The organism is Alcaligenes sp. 1735tsa3 (assembly GCF_024134565.1).
GTDB lineage: Bacteria > Pseudomonadota > Gammaproteobacteria > Burkholderiales > Burkholderiaceae_B > Alcaligenes > Alcaligenes phenolicus.
Genome location: NZ_CP099862.1, coordinates 1,002,755 through 1,016,884, shown reverse-complemented (window position 1 = coordinate 1,016,884; position 14,130 = coordinate 1,002,755). Strand labels below are relative to the sequence as shown.

General features: G+C 57.0%; 12 protein-coding genes and 2 tRNA genes. 7 read left to right on the top strand and 7 right to left on the bottom strand.

The annotated features are described in order from the left end of the window. Positions 1-49: 49 nt before the first annotated feature. From NIZ92_RS04625 to NIZ92_RS04610, 4 genes are all read left to right on the top strand, one after another. The gene (locus tag NIZ92_RS04625; RefSeq protein WP_254002765.1) at positions 50-3,607 is read left to right on the top strand and encodes an indolepyruvate ferredoxin oxidoreductase family protein; all 3,558 of its coding nucleotides are present in this window, start codon (positions 50-52) and stop codon (positions 3,605-3,607) included. Positions 3,608-3,848: 241 nt separating this feature from the next. Continuing rightward, positions 3,849-5,738, top strand: a complete 1,890-nt coding sequence (locus NIZ92_RS04620) for an LTA synthase family protein (protein WP_254002764.1) — start codon at positions 3,849-3,851, stop codon at positions 5,736-5,738. Between the two features lie 59 nt (positions 5,739-5,797). Continuing rightward, a tRNA-Pro gene (locus NIZ92_RS04615) sits at positions 5,798-5,874 on the top strand. A gap of 119 nt (positions 5,875-5,993) precedes the next feature. Next, the gene (locus tag NIZ92_RS04610) at positions 5,994-6,254 is read left to right on the top strand and encodes a hypothetical protein (protein WP_254002763.1); all 261 of its coding nucleotides are present in this window, start codon (positions 5,994-5,996) and stop codon (positions 6,252-6,254) included. A 34-nt stretch (positions 6,255-6,288) separates the two neighbouring features. Here NIZ92_RS04610 and NIZ92_RS04605 read toward each other — a convergent pair whose 3' ends face one another. From NIZ92_RS04605 to NIZ92_RS04595, 3 genes are read right to left on the bottom strand one after another with little or no spacing between them, the layout of a single operon-like run. After that, the gene (locus tag NIZ92_RS04605; RefSeq protein WP_035270952.1) at positions 6,289-6,783 is read right to left on the bottom strand and encodes a DUF421 domain-containing protein; all 495 of its coding nucleotides are present in this window, start codon (positions 6,781-6,783) and stop codon (positions 6,289-6,291) included. A gap of 19 nt (positions 6,784-6,802) precedes the next feature. Beyond that, the gene (locus NIZ92_RS04600; RefSeq protein WP_009457933.1) at positions 6,803-7,219 is read right to left on the bottom strand and encodes a cytochrome c; all 417 of its coding nucleotides are present in this window, start codon (positions 7,217-7,219) and stop codon (positions 6,803-6,805) included. Positions 7,220-7,221: 2 nt separating this feature from the next. After that, positions 7,222-8,844: a flavin monoamine oxidase family protein gene (locus NIZ92_RS04595; protein ID WP_009457935.1), complete on the bottom strand. Its 1,623-nt coding sequence runs from the start codon at positions 8,842-8,844 to the stop codon at positions 7,222-7,224. Positions 8,845-9,130: 286 nt separating this feature from the next. On the opposite strand from NIZ92_RS04595, the gene NIZ92_RS04590 reads away from it, so the two are divergent. Beyond that, positions 9,131-9,207: transfer RNA gene (locus NIZ92_RS04590), tRNA-Pro, on the top strand. A 70-nt stretch (positions 9,208-9,277) separates the two neighbouring features. Here NIZ92_RS04590 and NIZ92_RS04585 read toward each other — a convergent pair. Continuing rightward, a complete protein-coding gene (locus tag NIZ92_RS04585; RefSeq protein WP_009457937.1) occupies positions 9,278-9,715 on the bottom strand; it encodes a PACE efflux transporter in 438 nt (145 codons plus the stop codon). Positions 9,716-9,812: 97 nt separating this feature from the next. Here NIZ92_RS04585 and NIZ92_RS04580 point away from each other — a divergent pair, with 97 nt between their 5' ends. Then, the gene (locus NIZ92_RS04580) at positions 9,813-10,718 is read left to right on the top strand and encodes a LysR family transcriptional regulator (RefSeq protein WP_035270956.1); all 906 of its coding nucleotides are present in this window, start codon (positions 9,813-9,815) and stop codon (positions 10,716-10,718) included. Here the strand turns inward: NIZ92_RS04580 and NIZ92_RS04575 are convergent. Further along, entirely contained in the window at positions 10,702-11,427 is a 726-nt protein-coding gene (locus NIZ92_RS04575; RefSeq protein WP_060185658.1) for a transporter substrate-binding domain-containing protein, read from the bottom strand. The two genes, NIZ92_RS04580 and NIZ92_RS04575, sit on opposite strands and share 17 nt — an antisense overlap. A gap of 82 nt (positions 11,428-11,509) precedes the next feature. On the opposite strand from NIZ92_RS04575, the gene NIZ92_RS04570 reads away from it, so the two are divergent. Continuing rightward, complete coding sequence (locus NIZ92_RS04570; RefSeq protein WP_009457944.1) at positions 11,510-11,911, top strand: DoxX family protein; 402 nt, start codon at positions 11,510-11,512, stop codon at positions 11,909-11,911. A 195-nt stretch (positions 11,912-12,106) separates the two neighbouring features. Here the strand turns inward: NIZ92_RS04570 and NIZ92_RS04565 are convergent, their stop codons facing one another. Further along, a complete protein-coding gene (locus tag NIZ92_RS04565; protein ID WP_254002762.1) occupies positions 12,107-13,468 on the bottom strand; it encodes a sensor histidine kinase in 1,362 nt (453 codons plus the stop codon). Next, entirely contained in the window at positions 13,465-14,130 is a 666-nt protein-coding gene (locus tag NIZ92_RS04560) for a response regulator transcription factor (RefSeq protein WP_009457946.1), read from the bottom strand. Before NIZ92_RS04560 ends, NIZ92_RS04565 begins: the two co-directional genes overlap by 4 nt.

Sequence of the window (14,130 nt, the reverse complement as noted above, 5' to 3'; positions counted from 1 at the left end):
AACTACAACAACTTGCACGAAAACCATCCTTCTTGCAGGAGACAAACTCATGAATGCCCCACTCAACAAACCTTACAAGGCCATGTTGGAATCCGTGTCCCTGGATGACAAATACACTGTCACCAAGGGCCGCGCCTATATGAGCGGCACCCAAGCCCTGGTGCGCTTGCCCATGTTGCAGAAAGAACGGGACCGGCGTGCGGGTCTGAATACAGCAGGCTTCATCTCTGGCTACCGGGGCTCCCCATTAGGGAGCGTAGACCAGGCTCTGTGGCAAGCCAGCAAACACCTGAAAGAACACGACATCGTGTTCAAACCCGGTCTGAACGAAGATCTGGCCGCTACCGCCGTCTGGGGTAGCCAGCAAACCAATCTGTACCCCAGTGCCCGTTTCGACGGCACCTTTGCCATGTGGTACGGCAAGGGCCCTGGCGTGGACCGCTCCATGGACGTGTTCAAGCATGCCAACTCGGCCGGTAGCGCCCGCCACGGCGGTGTGCTGGTACTGGCAGGCGATGACCACGGTGCCAAATCCTCCACCGTTGCCCACCAGTCCGATCACGTTTTCGCCGCCGCCGGTATTCCCGTGCTCTACCCGGCCAACGTGCAGGAATACCTGGACTTTGGCCAGCACGGCTGGGCCATGAGCCGTTTCTCCGGCCTGTGGGTAGCCTTGAAATGCGTCACCGAAGTGGTGGAGTCAAACGCCTCAGTCGATCTGGACCCGGACAGCCTGAACATTGTCCTGCCCGAGATCGAGGACATGCCCGCCGATGGTCTGAACATCCGCTGGCCAGACCCGCCACTGGCGCAAGAAGCCCGCATGATGAACCACAAGTGGTACGCCGCTCTGGCTTATGTGCGCGCCAACAAGTTGAACCGCGTCGAGATTGATTCGCCCGAAGCCCGCTTTGGCATCATGACGGCGGGTAAAGCCTATCTGGATACCCGTCAGGCACTGGCCGATCTGGGCCTGTCCGACGAGCTATGCGCCGAGCTAGGTATCCGACTATTTAAAGTGGGCTGTATTTGGCCCCTGGACGGGCAAGACGCCCGCCAGTTCGCAACCGGCCTGTCCGAAATTCTGGTGGTGGAAGAAAAACGCCAGATTCTGGAATACGCACTGAAAGAAGAACTGTACAACTGGCGCGATGACGTACGCCCCAAGGTCTACGGCAAGTTTGACGAGACCGAACACGGTGGCGGCGAATGGTCCAGCTTGCGCTCGCCCTGGCTACTCCCTCCTCAAGGTGAACTGTCTCCTGCGATTATTGCGCGCGCCATTGCCCGCCGCTTGTGCACCATGGACATTTCCGAGGAGCTGCAAGCCCGCATCCAGGCCCGTCTGGCCATTCTGGATGCCAAGGACCGCGAAGCCCGTATGCCGCGCGTCAGCGTAGAGCGCAAGCCCTGGTTCTGTTCGGGCTGTCCGCACAATACCTCCACTCGCGTGCCCGAAGGCTCGCGCGCCATGGCCGGGATTGGCTGCCACTACATGACGGTCTGGATGGATCGCAGCACCTCCACTTTCAGTCATATGGGCGGCGAAGGCGTCGCCTGGATTGGCCAACAACCCTTTACCGATGAAAAACACGTCTTCGCCAACCTGGGCGATGGCACGTATTTCCATTCGGGAATTTTGGCGATCCGAGCCTCGATCGCAGCCAACTCCAATATCACCTACAAGATTCTGTATAACGATGCCGTCGCCATGACAGGCGGCCAACCCGTAGACGGGATCTTGAAAGTCACCGACGTCATTGCCCAGGTCCATGCCGAGGGCGCTCGCAAGATTGTGGTGGTCACCGACGAGCCCGAGAAATTCAAGGGCGTGACCCTGGCTGGCAACCCGCCTGTGTATCACCGTGATGAGCTGGACCGCGTACAGCGCGAGCTGCGCGAAGTGCCCGGCACCACCATCCTGGTGTATGACCAGACCTGCGCCACGGAAAAACGCCGTCGCCGCAAGAAAGGGACTTACCCGGACCCTGCCCTGCGCGCCTTCATCAACGACACGGTCTGTGAAGGCTGCGGGGACTGCTCGGTCAAATCCAACTGCTTGTCCGTTGAGCCTCTGGACACCCCTATGGGCTCCAAGCGCCGCATCAACCAGTCCTCCTGTAATAAGGACTTCTCCTGCGTTAACGGTTTCTGCCCCAGCTTTGTCACGCTGAAAGGGGCGCAGGTACGCAAGCCGGAAGCTCAGGGCCGTTCGCTGGAGTCCTTCAATCTGGCCGATCTGCCTTTGCCCAAACTGCCGGATCTGGACAAGACCTACGGTATTTTGATCGCCGGTATTGGTGGCACAGGTGTTGTGACGGTAGGCGGCCTGCTGGGTATGGCTGCTCATATCGAGCAAAAAGGGGTCAGCGTTCTGGATATGGCCGGTTTGGCCCAGAAAGGTGGTGCGGTGCTGAGCCACGTGCAAATCGCACGCCAGCCCGATCTGCTCCATGCCACCCGCGTTCCAACGGGCGAGGCCTCCTTGCTGATTGGCAGTGATGCTCTGGTTAGCGCCTCCACGGATGTCCTGAGCCGTGTCAGCCGCGATCGCACCCACACCATTATCAACACCGCAGCCAGCCCGACTTCGGACCTGATCGGCAATGCGCACTGGAAATTCCCGCTGCAAACCGCCTGCACGGATATCGAAAATGCCGTAGGCAAGGAAATCCGCTATCTGGACGCCAATGCCCTGGCCGTACACGTTATGGGCGATGCGCTCTATGCCAACCCCATCTTGCTGGGCTATGCCTTCCAGCGCGGCTGGATTCCGCTGCATATGGACAGCTTGCTGCGCGCTATCGAACTGAACGGCGTCGCTGTCAAAGCCAACCGTGAAGCCTTCCAGTGGGGGCGTCTGGCGGCTGAAAAGGGTATCGACGCCTTGATGGAAGGTGCGACACCCAAAGCCCGTGAAGTCACTTTCCCTGAAAGTGTGCAGTCCCTGATCAAGCGCATGGAAGAACACCTGACTGCGTATCAGAATCCGGCCTGGGCCAAGCGCTACCGCGACGCCATCAACAAGGTCATGGAACGCGAATCGCGCCTGAATCAGGACAAGGCCCTACCCCTGACTCGTATCGCCGCCACGCAGCTGGCCAAGCTGATGAGCTACAAGGACGAGTACGAAGTGGCCCGCCTTTACACCGACCCGGCCTTCCTGGACAAGCTGCGTGCCCAGTTTGCGGGTGAGCCTGGCAAGGACTACCAGATTGAATACCATCTGGCCCCGCCCTTGCTCGGTCGCAAGAACAGCCAGGGTCAGCCAGTCAAGAGCAAGTTTGGCCCTTCGACCCGCAGCTTGTTCAAGATTCTGGCCCGTCTGCGTGGTTTGCGCGGTGGTGCGCTGGATATCTTTGGCTACACCCAGGAACGCCGTCAGGAACGTCAGAACATTGAAGACTATCTGGCAGACCTGAATGAAGTCAGCGCCCACCTGGATGCGGACAATATGGAAGTGGCCCAGCGCTGGTTGAACTACCCGGATCTGATCCGTGGCTACGGCCATGTCAAAGATGCGGGCCACGTCAAAGCCTACGCCCAGCGTGAACAACAACGCAGCCAGTTCCGTTCTCGTACCGAACCCAGCCAACGCGTTGCCTAAACCTATCGCCAGCCCTGGTAACACAGGGCTGGCTCCCCTTAACTCCTCCTTAGCGGCAGGCTGTCTTTCAAAGCGGCCTGCTTTTTTTTCGTCTTTAAACCCCGAACCGGCATGCGGCCACACTTCCCCGAGAAGCCCAAGCGTTTAGCAAGATAGTTTGCTCATTAAACTGACATACAATCGTGCAATTCGATGCCAGTGCCACCGTCCGTGGCAATTAGGTCGACCAGGACCACATTTTATGCGCCATCTTGTTTACGTTTTTGTTCCTTCAGCCCTGATTTTGCTGACCGCTTTCAGGCTGGCTTTTGCCTTGTGGCAATGGCCGCGTGTGCGTCAGGCCGGAGGTCTGCTGCCCATCCTGATTGGCGGCTTGCGTATCGACGCCCTGATGATCGCCGCGCTCAGCGCCCCCGTGGTCTTGCTGGCCCCCTGGCTAGGACACTATCCCGTCATGACGACGATAGCCGCCATCTGGTTTACCTTCGCCTGGTTCCTGCTGACCTTGCTGGAAGTTTCCACGCCCCAATTCATTATTGAATACGACACTCGCCCCAATCGGCTGTATGTGGACTATCTGAAGCACCCTCAAGAAGTAGTGGGCATGCTCTGGAAAGGCTACAAGCTGATGATAGGCATCGCCCTGATTGGTCTGGGGCTGATTGTGTATTCGGGCTGGTCTATTTTTGGTCATGTGTCTGCCGACCCCGTGATGAGCTGGTGGCTGCGTCCTATCTGGATGCTGATTGCTGCGGCCCTGTGCATCCTGGCAATTCGGGGCACCTTGGCCCACCGCCCCATCAATCCTTCTTCGGTCGCCTGGAGCAGCGACAGCATGCTCAATACGCTGCCCTTGAACTCGCTGTATAACGTGGCCTACGCCATCTACAGCATGAAAAACGAGCGCTCGGCCGAGGATATTTACGGTGGCCTGGACGTCGCAGAAATGAACCAGATCGTGCGCGATGCGGCTGCCTTGCCGGCTGGCCCTGACACACTCCCCACCCAGCATCGTCAGACGCCAGTGCAAAAACGTGAGCGCAAACCCAATCTGGTCCTGATCGTGGAAGAGAGCCTGGGGGCGCAATATGTCAGCAATCTGGGCGGGGCCAATCTAACCCCCGAACTGGACAAACTGGCCCAAACGGGCTGGAACTTTCGCCGCGCCTACGCTACCGGCACGCGTTCGGTACGGGGTCTGGAAGCGGTTTCTGCCGGTTTCCCCCCAACCGTGGCAGACGCTGTACTGCGTCTGCCCGGCTCGCAAACCCGCTTTTTCACCCTGGCCCAATTGCTCAAGGAACAAGGTTACCGCTCACGCTTTATCTATGGCGGCGAAGCCCACTTTGACAATATGAAGAGCTTTTTCCTGGGCAATGGCTTTGATGAGCTGCATGAGCAATCCAGCTTTGAGTCCCCCGAGTTCGTCGGCACCTGGGGCGCTAGCGACGAGGACATGTTCAACAAGCTGCACCAGTTGCTAAGCCAGGACAAGGAGCAACCCACCCTGACGCTGGCCTTCTCCGTCAGCAACCACTCGCCTTGGGAATACCCGGCTGGCCGTATTCAGGTGGAAGGCGATCCCGCCACGGTAGAGAACACGGTACGTTACGCCGACTGGGCCATTGGGGACTTCTTCAAAAAAGCGCGTGAATCCGACTATTGGGACAACACAGTATTCTTGATCGTGGCCGACCATGACTCGCGCGTGGGCGGTGCCAATCTGGTGCCTGTGCGTCACTTCCATATTCCTGCCCTGATTCTGGGCGCAGGCGTTCCCAGCCGTCAGGACGAGCGCATCATGAGCCAGATTGACCTGGCCCCCACCCTGCTATCCCTGATGGGCATTGAAAGCGAGCACCCCATGATCGGGCGCGACCTGACCCAGCAGGACAGCGACCGGGCCATGATGCAGTACTTCGAGAACTACGGTTATCTGAAAGGCGACATCCTGACTGTCTTGATGCCACACCTGCCGCCTTGTCAGTATCGCTATACCGCGCCGGACAAGTACGAGCCGCTGGACCAGATAGACGAAGGGCTGGCCAAGGAAGCCCTTGCCCACGTGCTCTGGCCTAGCTGGGCGTATCACGAACAGGCTTACACCCTGCCCCACCTGCAAAAACGCTAAAACCGAAGGCTCAGGGCTTGACGAAGTCCTGAATTCGTTCTATTATGCTTGTCTTTAGTCGGGGCGTAGCGCAGCCTGGTAGCGCATCTGGTTTGGGACCAGAGGGTCGCGAGTTCGAATCCCGCCGCCCCGACCATTAAAGAATTAAAGGCTTAGTTCATTGCACAGTGAACTAAGCCTTTTTCTTTGCCTGCTCCCAGGGCATCGCCTTATTTGCGTTATGCTCTGACGACCTACCCTGATCAGGAATCGGAAATGAGCAATTCAAAAATTCTAGGTCTGAGCAGCCTGGCCTTACTGCTGTGCCTCCTGACCGTCCCTACCCTGTTTCTGCTCCTGCCAGTCTTTCTGTTCCCCCTGATCGCCTGCCTGATCGGCCTCTATGTTTACAAGCGTGGCCTGCGCGGACAAACTCGCAGTCTGGCTATTCGGCTTTTTGCCTTGCTGCCCTTCCCCGTAGCGGTGTGCACCTTTATTTTCTGCATGCAATGGATTTCGCAGGGCTATCGGGCCTGAGCCTTCTGCCCTGCCTGTTCCTGACCCGTTCACACTACACGGATGTGTCCTTCAAAAAGCTGAGTTTGCCATTAGGCTCGATATAAGCCGCCGCTACCTCTTCCAGCGACTGAATTCCGGCCAAACGCATTTCACTCAGGATTTCATCGCGGGTCACAAACTCCCGACGCATATTGCGCCACTGCAATTGCCCGTCCCTGACCACACACACTTTGCGCGGAGTGGCCAGTGCATTGAGCGCCGGGAATCGGTACATCAGCCAATCGACTATGTACCCCCAGGCCACAATGGTTGCGGCCACCAGCAGACCATCCGTCAAGGAATTGCTGCCGCCTGACATCGCATTACCACTGGCATCGGCAATCAGCAAAAGAATCAGCAAATCCGCAACGCCCAGCGAGCCCAGCTCCCGTCGTCCCGCAAGCCGCAGCAGGATGAACAGAACAAAATACACCACTGTGCCTCGCAGCACGGACTCCAACACAGGTATTTCCAGTGCGAAGACCGTGCTCCAATCAGGTGTCAGCATGACGACAAGCAGCCTTTGATCAGTTCAGATCAAAGTACTGGTGGTCCTTGGGACGCTGGCCTGCCACATCCTTGGCCGTAATCTTGTCAGTGAACTCATTGCCCAGGTGAGAGCGCACATAGTTGACGACTTCGGCTATTTGCTCGTCATTTAGAACGCCACCAAAACCGGGCATGCCCTTATTGCCCTGGTTCACCATGAACACCACATAAGCAGGCGCCCCCAGTTTCGGATTCTTGGACAGGGACGGATACATGCCCGCCCCTTGAGCGCCCTTGCCATCGATCATGTGGCAAGACGCACAGACCTGCTCATAAATTTCCTGGCCGGTTTTCTGGGTAAAGACCACCGTATCACCCCCTACCACCGCCGTATCCGCATGGCTGATGGTCAACAGTCCCGAGGCCAGAAAAACCGCTAGAGATCGCATCATCATGACTAGGCTCCTTTGGAATCGGCTTGTTGATTACCCACAATATGGCTATGCAAGCGGGAAATCGCGTTCAGGGACGACAGGATCGCACCTTCCTGCCAGGCGTTGACGTAAGAAGCGTGCTCACCCGCTAAAACCAGTCGACCATCAATCTGGCACAGGTTCTCGTAGTGCGCGGCCCGTGTCTGGTCCGTCCACATGCCATAGCAGCCCAATGTCCAGGGAACGCGGTGCCAGGCGACCGCCACCCCACTCTCGAACTCATCCTTATATTGAGGGTGGATTTGCGCACCATATTCCAGGGCCTTCTTGACCCGATCCTCGGGACTGAGCGACGACCATTCCACGGCGCTGGGACCGAACATATACCCCCCCAGCAATACGCCTTTGCCACCGGCCATCATGCCGCCACTGGGGTAAGAGATTTGTGTGATGGGCAGGTCGGTATAACTGATGCCGCCATAGATCGCGTCATCATCTTCCCAGAAGCGCCGTTTGAACTGCAGCCCGATCTTGACCGAGGGAGCGTAGGGCACAGCGTCAATGGCAGCGTGCATTTCCTTGCTGGCATCCAGATCTATCTGGCTCAGAATCGACAAGGGAATGGTACATACGCACCAGTCTGCTGTTTCAGTGTGCTCGCTACCCTTGCTTTGATCCTTGTAGCTAACCGTCACCTTGCCATCGCTCTGCTTGATCGCAGTGACCTTGGCATTAAAGGTAAACAGGCCCTCCAGCTCTTTGCCAAAAGCAGCGCCGATCTGGTCCATCCCACCCACCGGCTGAAACATGGTCTGCTGGAACTCGTACAGATCATGGATGCCCATATTGTGCCAAACACTGGAGCGCACAATATCGGCCAATTTCAAAGGCTCGGAAAACTCGGGTTGCGCATTCAGACCACCTCCCGGATCACGCTCAAAACCGCGTACCTCGGAACTGGCATGGCCTTTCACATAAGCCATGTTCTTGTCCAAGGCCCCCCAGCTGCGCAAAGCTTCCAGCAGCTTTTCCTGATCCTCCTTGGACAAGGGTGCATCCAGCGACTGAGTATTAATGGCTTTGGACAAGAGCTCGGAGACCTGCCCCTGAAAATCCGCGTGGATATGGCGAAACCGCTGAGGCTTGCCACCAAAATGCTCTTTGCTATGCAGATAGGCGTTGTAGTTGTACTGGATAAACGGTTCCAGCCTGACTTTCAGCCGCTTGCAATAATCCAGCAAGGCCCGGTGATGGAAAGGAATCCGCCACGGGCCGGGGTTGATGTATTGATCCTTGTCGAACTTGACATCCTGCTTGGCGCCCCCCAGCTCGGTATAGCTGTCCCCGCCATGCAAGGACCAGTTGCGCCCCCCCACTTTTTCCCGAAACTCCAGGATTTTGACTTTGTACCCTGCGTTGCGCAGCTCCAAAGCGGCCACCATGCCAGCCAGACCCGCCCCCAGGATCACCACAGAGGTCCCTGGCTTGGGCTTGCCTTCCAGGCGAATCGGGCCATCGTAACTGCCCTCCGCCGCATGGCCCAGACGCATCATGGCCTGATACATGGCCGCGCCACCTGCGGCATACCCGACCATGGTCAGGAAATGTCGCCGTGTCAGTATTCCACCCTGTGAAACTTGGCTCATCGTCCTTTCTCCTTTTGGAAAAATGATGAGCAGCATTCGCCCCCAACTTCTTTGCCTGCCCCCGGTGCATGAATGCTACTCGTGTGGAAAAAAACAAAGAACACAATGCCTTATGATCAGCTTGTCACTTAACTATAAGCACCTAAAATGTTTAAGCCCAACATAAGAAACACATCTTTACAGGGCTGAAAATTAGCTGACTCCCGATAAATGCGTGCAAGCCCCTTTTTGATGTGGGCCTATGCTTGCCAAGTTCACCACGACGGGATATAATTTTTTTCTTAGTCGGGGCGTAGCGCAGCCTGGTAGCGCATCTGGTTTGGGACCAGAGGGTCGCGAGTTCGAATCCCGCCGCCCCGACCAAAAAATTCAAAGGCCTTGCAGAGCAATCTGCAAGGCCTTTTAGTTTTGCCGGTTCGGCTCACTGCGTCATTTAACTTTGGCTGGCGCTCACACCCACCGAGTCGGGCAAACCAAAAATAGAATCAAATGCCCAGTTGTAGATAAAGGCGAAGATAGGAAAGAAAGCCAGCAACACCGCTTCCATCAAAAAAGCTTTCCACAAGCTGACATTTAGCCACCACGCAATCAGCGGGATCAGCAAAGACACCAGCACAATCTGAAAACCGGCCACGTGCAGCACCCGGTGCCAGAACGTACGCGCCTGAATCTGACGACGGCGCTCCCAGGCTTCAAACAGCATGTTGTAGAACAGGTTCACCGATACTGCGCAGGTGCTGATCATGAAAGACAGCATCCCGCTTTCCATGGCCCCTGCCCCACTCAAGTGCCCCAATACGGTTGCCGCTACCATCATGCCCAGCAACTCGAACATCCCTATGTAGACGACTCTTCTTTTCCATCCCTGCACGATAAATATCCTTGATCAAAAGCTCAGAAAGCATGATTATCCGCAGTACAGCTTCTAGAAAAAGTCAGATTCCATCAGTTTTACTTATGGTTTAGCCATGCTTACCAGTGATCATCTTGAGCTCTTGCTTGCCGTGGTTGAACACGGCTCCTTCTCCGCCGCCGCGCGGGCGTTGCGCCGCACACAATCGGCCGTCAGCATGGCCGTGGCCAATCTGGAGGCCGAGCTGGATCTGTCGCTTTTTGACCGCAGCCGACGTGAACCTGTACCCACGGCCGAACTACTGGCCATGCTGCCCGACGCCAAGCTGATCGCCAGCCGCTTGCAGAGTTTGCGACTGCATTTGCAGGAATTATCGGGGGGATTGGAAAGCCATTTACGGCTGGGTATCGTGTGCGATGTCGATCCCGAACCGGCGTTGATTGCCTTGCAGGCTCTGGAGCAACGCTATCCCGGTCTGGACATAGAACTGCGAACCGCGCCCCAAGACGCGCTGGTCGAAGCACTGCAAAAGCGCGAGCTGGATCTGTGCATTGCCTATGGCGGACGGGAACTGGAAAGCGTGGGGATTGTGCAATCGCTGTGGACCGAAACCATTAGCGCTGTCGCTGCACCCGGCCATCCCTTGCTACAGGACAGCCCCAGGCCCCTGGAAGATTTGAAAGCCTACCGGCAGATTGTGATTACCAGCCCCGACAAGGATATACGCAAGGACCGTTCCATGCTCAGCCTGCGTCAATGGAAAACGGACAGTCTGCCCATGACACTGGAACTAGTGGAACGGGGATTGGGTTGGGCAAATCTGCCCTTGTCTTGCCTGCGGCCCTCACTGGAGTCTGGCCGTTTGCACCGTATCCAGTTCTCTACCGGCAGCAATGGTCTGGACTTGCCCATTTATCTTCTGCAATCCAAGGGACAGGATGTGGGCAAGGCGCAGGCCCTGTTCAGACAGGCCCTGCAAGACGAATTGAATACGCGTCTTGCGCCTATTCCGGTACGGTGACATTCGCCTGACCGCTATCAGCCAGGAACTGCGCCACCATCCCTTCCTTTTTCTGCCGGGCAATAAAGGCCTCAACCCAGGCATGGGCCAGCGTACGCTCTGACGGCACCGCCATGGCCTGACGAATCACAGTGAAACTGTCGGGCAGCACACGCAAGCCGCTGCGGGAGCGGGCATAGCGCTCCAAAGGCTGTCGTACGCCCGCAGCGGCATCCAGCTCTTCTTCCACAAACAGATCAATCGCATCGGCAGAGGTCGTTGCCCGTACCAGATCGGCATGTTTTAAATGACGGCTCAGGAACAAATCGTAGGCCGCCCCTTTGCCAACGGCAATGCACACGCCTTGCTGATCCAGCTGATCCACGTTCTGAAAGGCGGACTCGTCACGCACCAGATAGGTGCCTTCGATATGCACATAGGCTTCACTGAAGCGAATCTTTTCCGCACGCTTGGGATCAATCGCCAAAAACGCCAGATCCCACTCGTCCCTGTAGACCGCCTCTACGACAGCCTGGGCCGCATCGTAGCCATGAAATTGCACGCTCAGGCCCAGCTCTTGCGCCACACTGCGCGCCAGGTCCGCCGAGACCCCTTTGGGCGACTGCTCATTGGCACCGCGTTGGGCCAGGACGGGATTGCCATAATTCATGGCAACACGCAAAACCCCGCTGGGGGCCAGTTCTGCTGCGACAGCCTGCTTTTGTGTCATGTAAATGCTCCGTCATACTTTTAAGAACCCGGTCTTCTACAATAACGCACCTTCCTGTCCCACTACATAATGGAGCGCCTGTATGTCTCGTGATGATCTTGGAAAACTCTTGCTGCGTGTCACGGTCGGTGTGTTGATCCTGCTGCACGGCATCGCCAAGATACGTTATGGCATCGGAGGAATCGAAAGAATGCTGATCGCCAACAATATGCCCGGCTTTCTGGCCTGGGGCGTGTACATAGGCGAAGTGATTGCTCCCGTCCTGATGATTCTGGGTTTTTACGCCCGTGCCGGCGGTTTGATTGTAGCCATGAACATGGTCATTGCCTTGTTGCTGGCCCATAGCAACCAGATCGGCAGTTTCAATGCCCAAGGTATTTGGGCCTTGGAGTTGCAAGGCATGTTCCTGATTGGTGCGCTCACAGTCGGCTTGATTGGCGCCGGACGCTACAGCCTGGGTGGCGATGGCGGCCCCTGGAACTAAGGCTGGCCCGATTCATGTGCTGGAAAACGCCCGCTTCGCCGGGCGTTTTTCATGGATGATCAAGCATAACCCCCACCTGCCCCCCCTTGTTCGCCCTAGCCACTCAGTCCGCTGGTCTCAGGTACCTCTACGCTCGACGCTACTGCACTTGCACGGAAGTTAAAGTTAGTTGGCGTTGGCACCTGGCTTCCGGCCTTAACTCGCCAAGGTCAAATCCAGCCGCAACCCCCCTTTCTCCGACGCACTGGCTTGCACCTTCCCCTGATAACTGCGCGCCAGCTCACGCACAATATCCAGTCCCAATCCAAAGCCTGGATGTCGCTCATCCGCACGCTGGCCACGACCAAACACACGCTCCAACTGTTCCGGCTCCAGGCCAGGACCATCATCTTCCACCACCAGATGCAGCACATTGTCCTGCTGCCACACCTGACACCACACATTCTGCGTCGCCCATTTGCAGGCGTTATCCAACAGGTTTCCAGCCATCTCCTGCAAGTCCTGCTCTTCGCCTTTAAAGATCAACTCCTGATCGGGTAAATCCAGATGAATCTGCTTGTCGCTATGCAAACGCCCCATCACCCGACACAAGGACTGCAGACAACTAGACACATCCGTACGCACACCTATGGCGCGTACCGCCATGGCTCGTGCACGAGACAAGTGGTGGTCAACCTGACGCTGGGCCAAGGCCACCTGCTCGCTAACCAAAGCCGCCAAATGCGGATCTTCGGCTTGCGCGGCGTTGCCCATAATTGTTAGCGGGGTTTTGACCGCATGGGCAAGATTTCCCGCCTGCGCCCGTGCGCGATCCACCATACCCGCATTAGCACTGAGTACAGCATTGAAATCATCCACCAAGGGTTGAATTTCACTGGGGAAATTGCCACTGACTTGTGGCTCCCGCCCCTCCTGCACATCCAGCAAACGACGTCGCAAAAGATGCAGAGGGTACAAGGCCAGCACCACTTGCAAGATTGCCGCCAGGATCAAACCCACGGCCAAACCACCTAGCGACAGGAACAGAATCCGCTCAAAACGGGCTAATGGTTCGGCCAGCAGCTCCCGGTTGCCGGCCACCATGATCTGCAAGCTTTGTCCCTTGTCATTCACCTCGTCCAGCTCCTGACGCAACACAACCAGGCGTTGCTTTTCCGGCCCCGTCAACGACAAGACGCCATTGGGTGTATCGGGAGCATTCACATCCAGCGCCTCGTCCCACAAGGAGGTCGAGCGCAAAACCACCGTCCACTGCTCACTGCCCGCTTCCTGGCGGGCAATCTGCCAGTACATGCCCGAATAGGGCTGCTCAAATAAAGGATCGCTCAGGCGCGATTGCAAAGTCACCCCATCCGCATTGTCCAGATTCACGTCCGCCATGATCTGGTCCAGGTGGGTTTGCAAACGCTGCTCGAACTGACGGTAAACGTGGTCTTGAAACAAGCGGTTCAGGCCCAAACCGGCCAGAACAATACTGATCAGAATCCAGGCCAAAGTCCCCAGCAGCAGGCGGCCACGCAGAGAGCCCAGAATGGTATGCCCCCGCAAGGCGATCATGCTTCAGGGTCCACCAGACGGTAGCCCATACCTCGCACCGTTTCGATATAACCGGCGGGCAATTTCTTGCGCAGACGGCCGATAAAAACCTCGATGGTATTGGAGTCGCGCTCGAAGTCCTGAGAATAAATATGCTCGGTCAATTGAGTACGCGACAGCACTTGGCCAGGGTGATGCATCATGAACGCCAGCAAACGGTATTCATGACTGGTCAGCGACAAGACCATGCCCGCACAACTGATGGAGGACGAGCGCGCGTCCAGCTCCAATTTGCCCAGCTGCAAACGTGGGTTCGCCTGACCGGCCGCACGGCGCAGCAAGGCGCGCATACGAGCCAGCAATTCTTCCATGTGAAAGGGCTTGGCCACGTAATCGTCGGCACCGGCATCCATGCCTTCGACCTTGTCGTGCCAATCATTGCGGGCCGTCAGAATCAGCACCGGCATATTGATGTCCGAAGCACGCCAGCGACGCAAGACCGATACCCCGTCCATGCCCGGCAAACCCAGGTCCAGCACTACAGCATCAAAGGCTTCCACCTCGCCCTGGTAATGGCCTTGCTCACCATCATGAGCCACCTGAACGGCATAACCGGCCCGTTCCAGCGCCTGCTGCAATTGCGCTGCCAGGGTAGGTTCGTCTTCAACAACCAGTATCCGCAT

Bases quoted from the DNA above. Each gene is read 5' to 3' on its own strand.
- NIZ92_RS04625 (WP_254002765.1), top strand. From the start codon at position 50: ATGAATGCCCCACTCAACAAACCTTACAAGGCCATGTTGGAATCCGTG.
- NIZ92_RS04620 (WP_254002764.1), top strand. From the start codon at position 3,849: ATGCGCCATCTTGTTTACGTTTTTGTTCCTTCAGCCCTGATTTTGCTG.
- NIZ92_RS04610 (WP_254002763.1), top strand. From the start codon at position 5,994: ATGAGCAATTCAAAAATTCTAGGTCTGAGCAGCCTGGCCTTACTGCTG.
- NIZ92_RS04605 (WP_035270952.1), bottom strand. From the start codon at position 6,783: ATGCTGACACCTGATTGGAGCACGGTCTTCGCACTGGAAATACCTGTG.
- NIZ92_RS04600 (WP_009457933.1), bottom strand. From the start codon at position 7,219: ATGATGATGCGATCTCTAGCGGTTTTTCTGGCCTCGGGACTGTTGACC.
- NIZ92_RS04595 (WP_009457935.1), bottom strand. From the start codon at position 8,844: ATGAGCCAAGTTTCACAGGGTGGAATACTGACACGGCGACATTTCCTG.
- NIZ92_RS04580 (WP_035270956.1), top strand. From the start codon at position 9,813: ATGCTTACCAGTGATCATCTTGAGCTCTTGCTTGCCGTGGTTGAACAC.
- NIZ92_RS04575 (WP_060185658.1), bottom strand. From the start codon at position 11,427: ATGACACAAAAGCAGGCTGTCGCAGCAGAACTGGCCCCCAGCGGGGTT.
- NIZ92_RS04570 (WP_009457944.1), top strand. From the start codon at position 11,510: ATGTCTCGTGATGATCTTGGAAAACTCTTGCTGCGTGTCACGGTCGGT.
- NIZ92_RS04565 (WP_254002762.1), bottom strand. From the start codon at position 13,468: ATGATCGCCTTGCGGGGGCATACCATTCTGGGCTCTCTGCGTGGCCGC.
- NIZ92_RS04560 (WP_009457946.1), bottom strand. From the start codon at position 14,130: ATGCGGATACTGGTTGTTGAAGACGAACCTACCCTGGCAGCGCAATTG.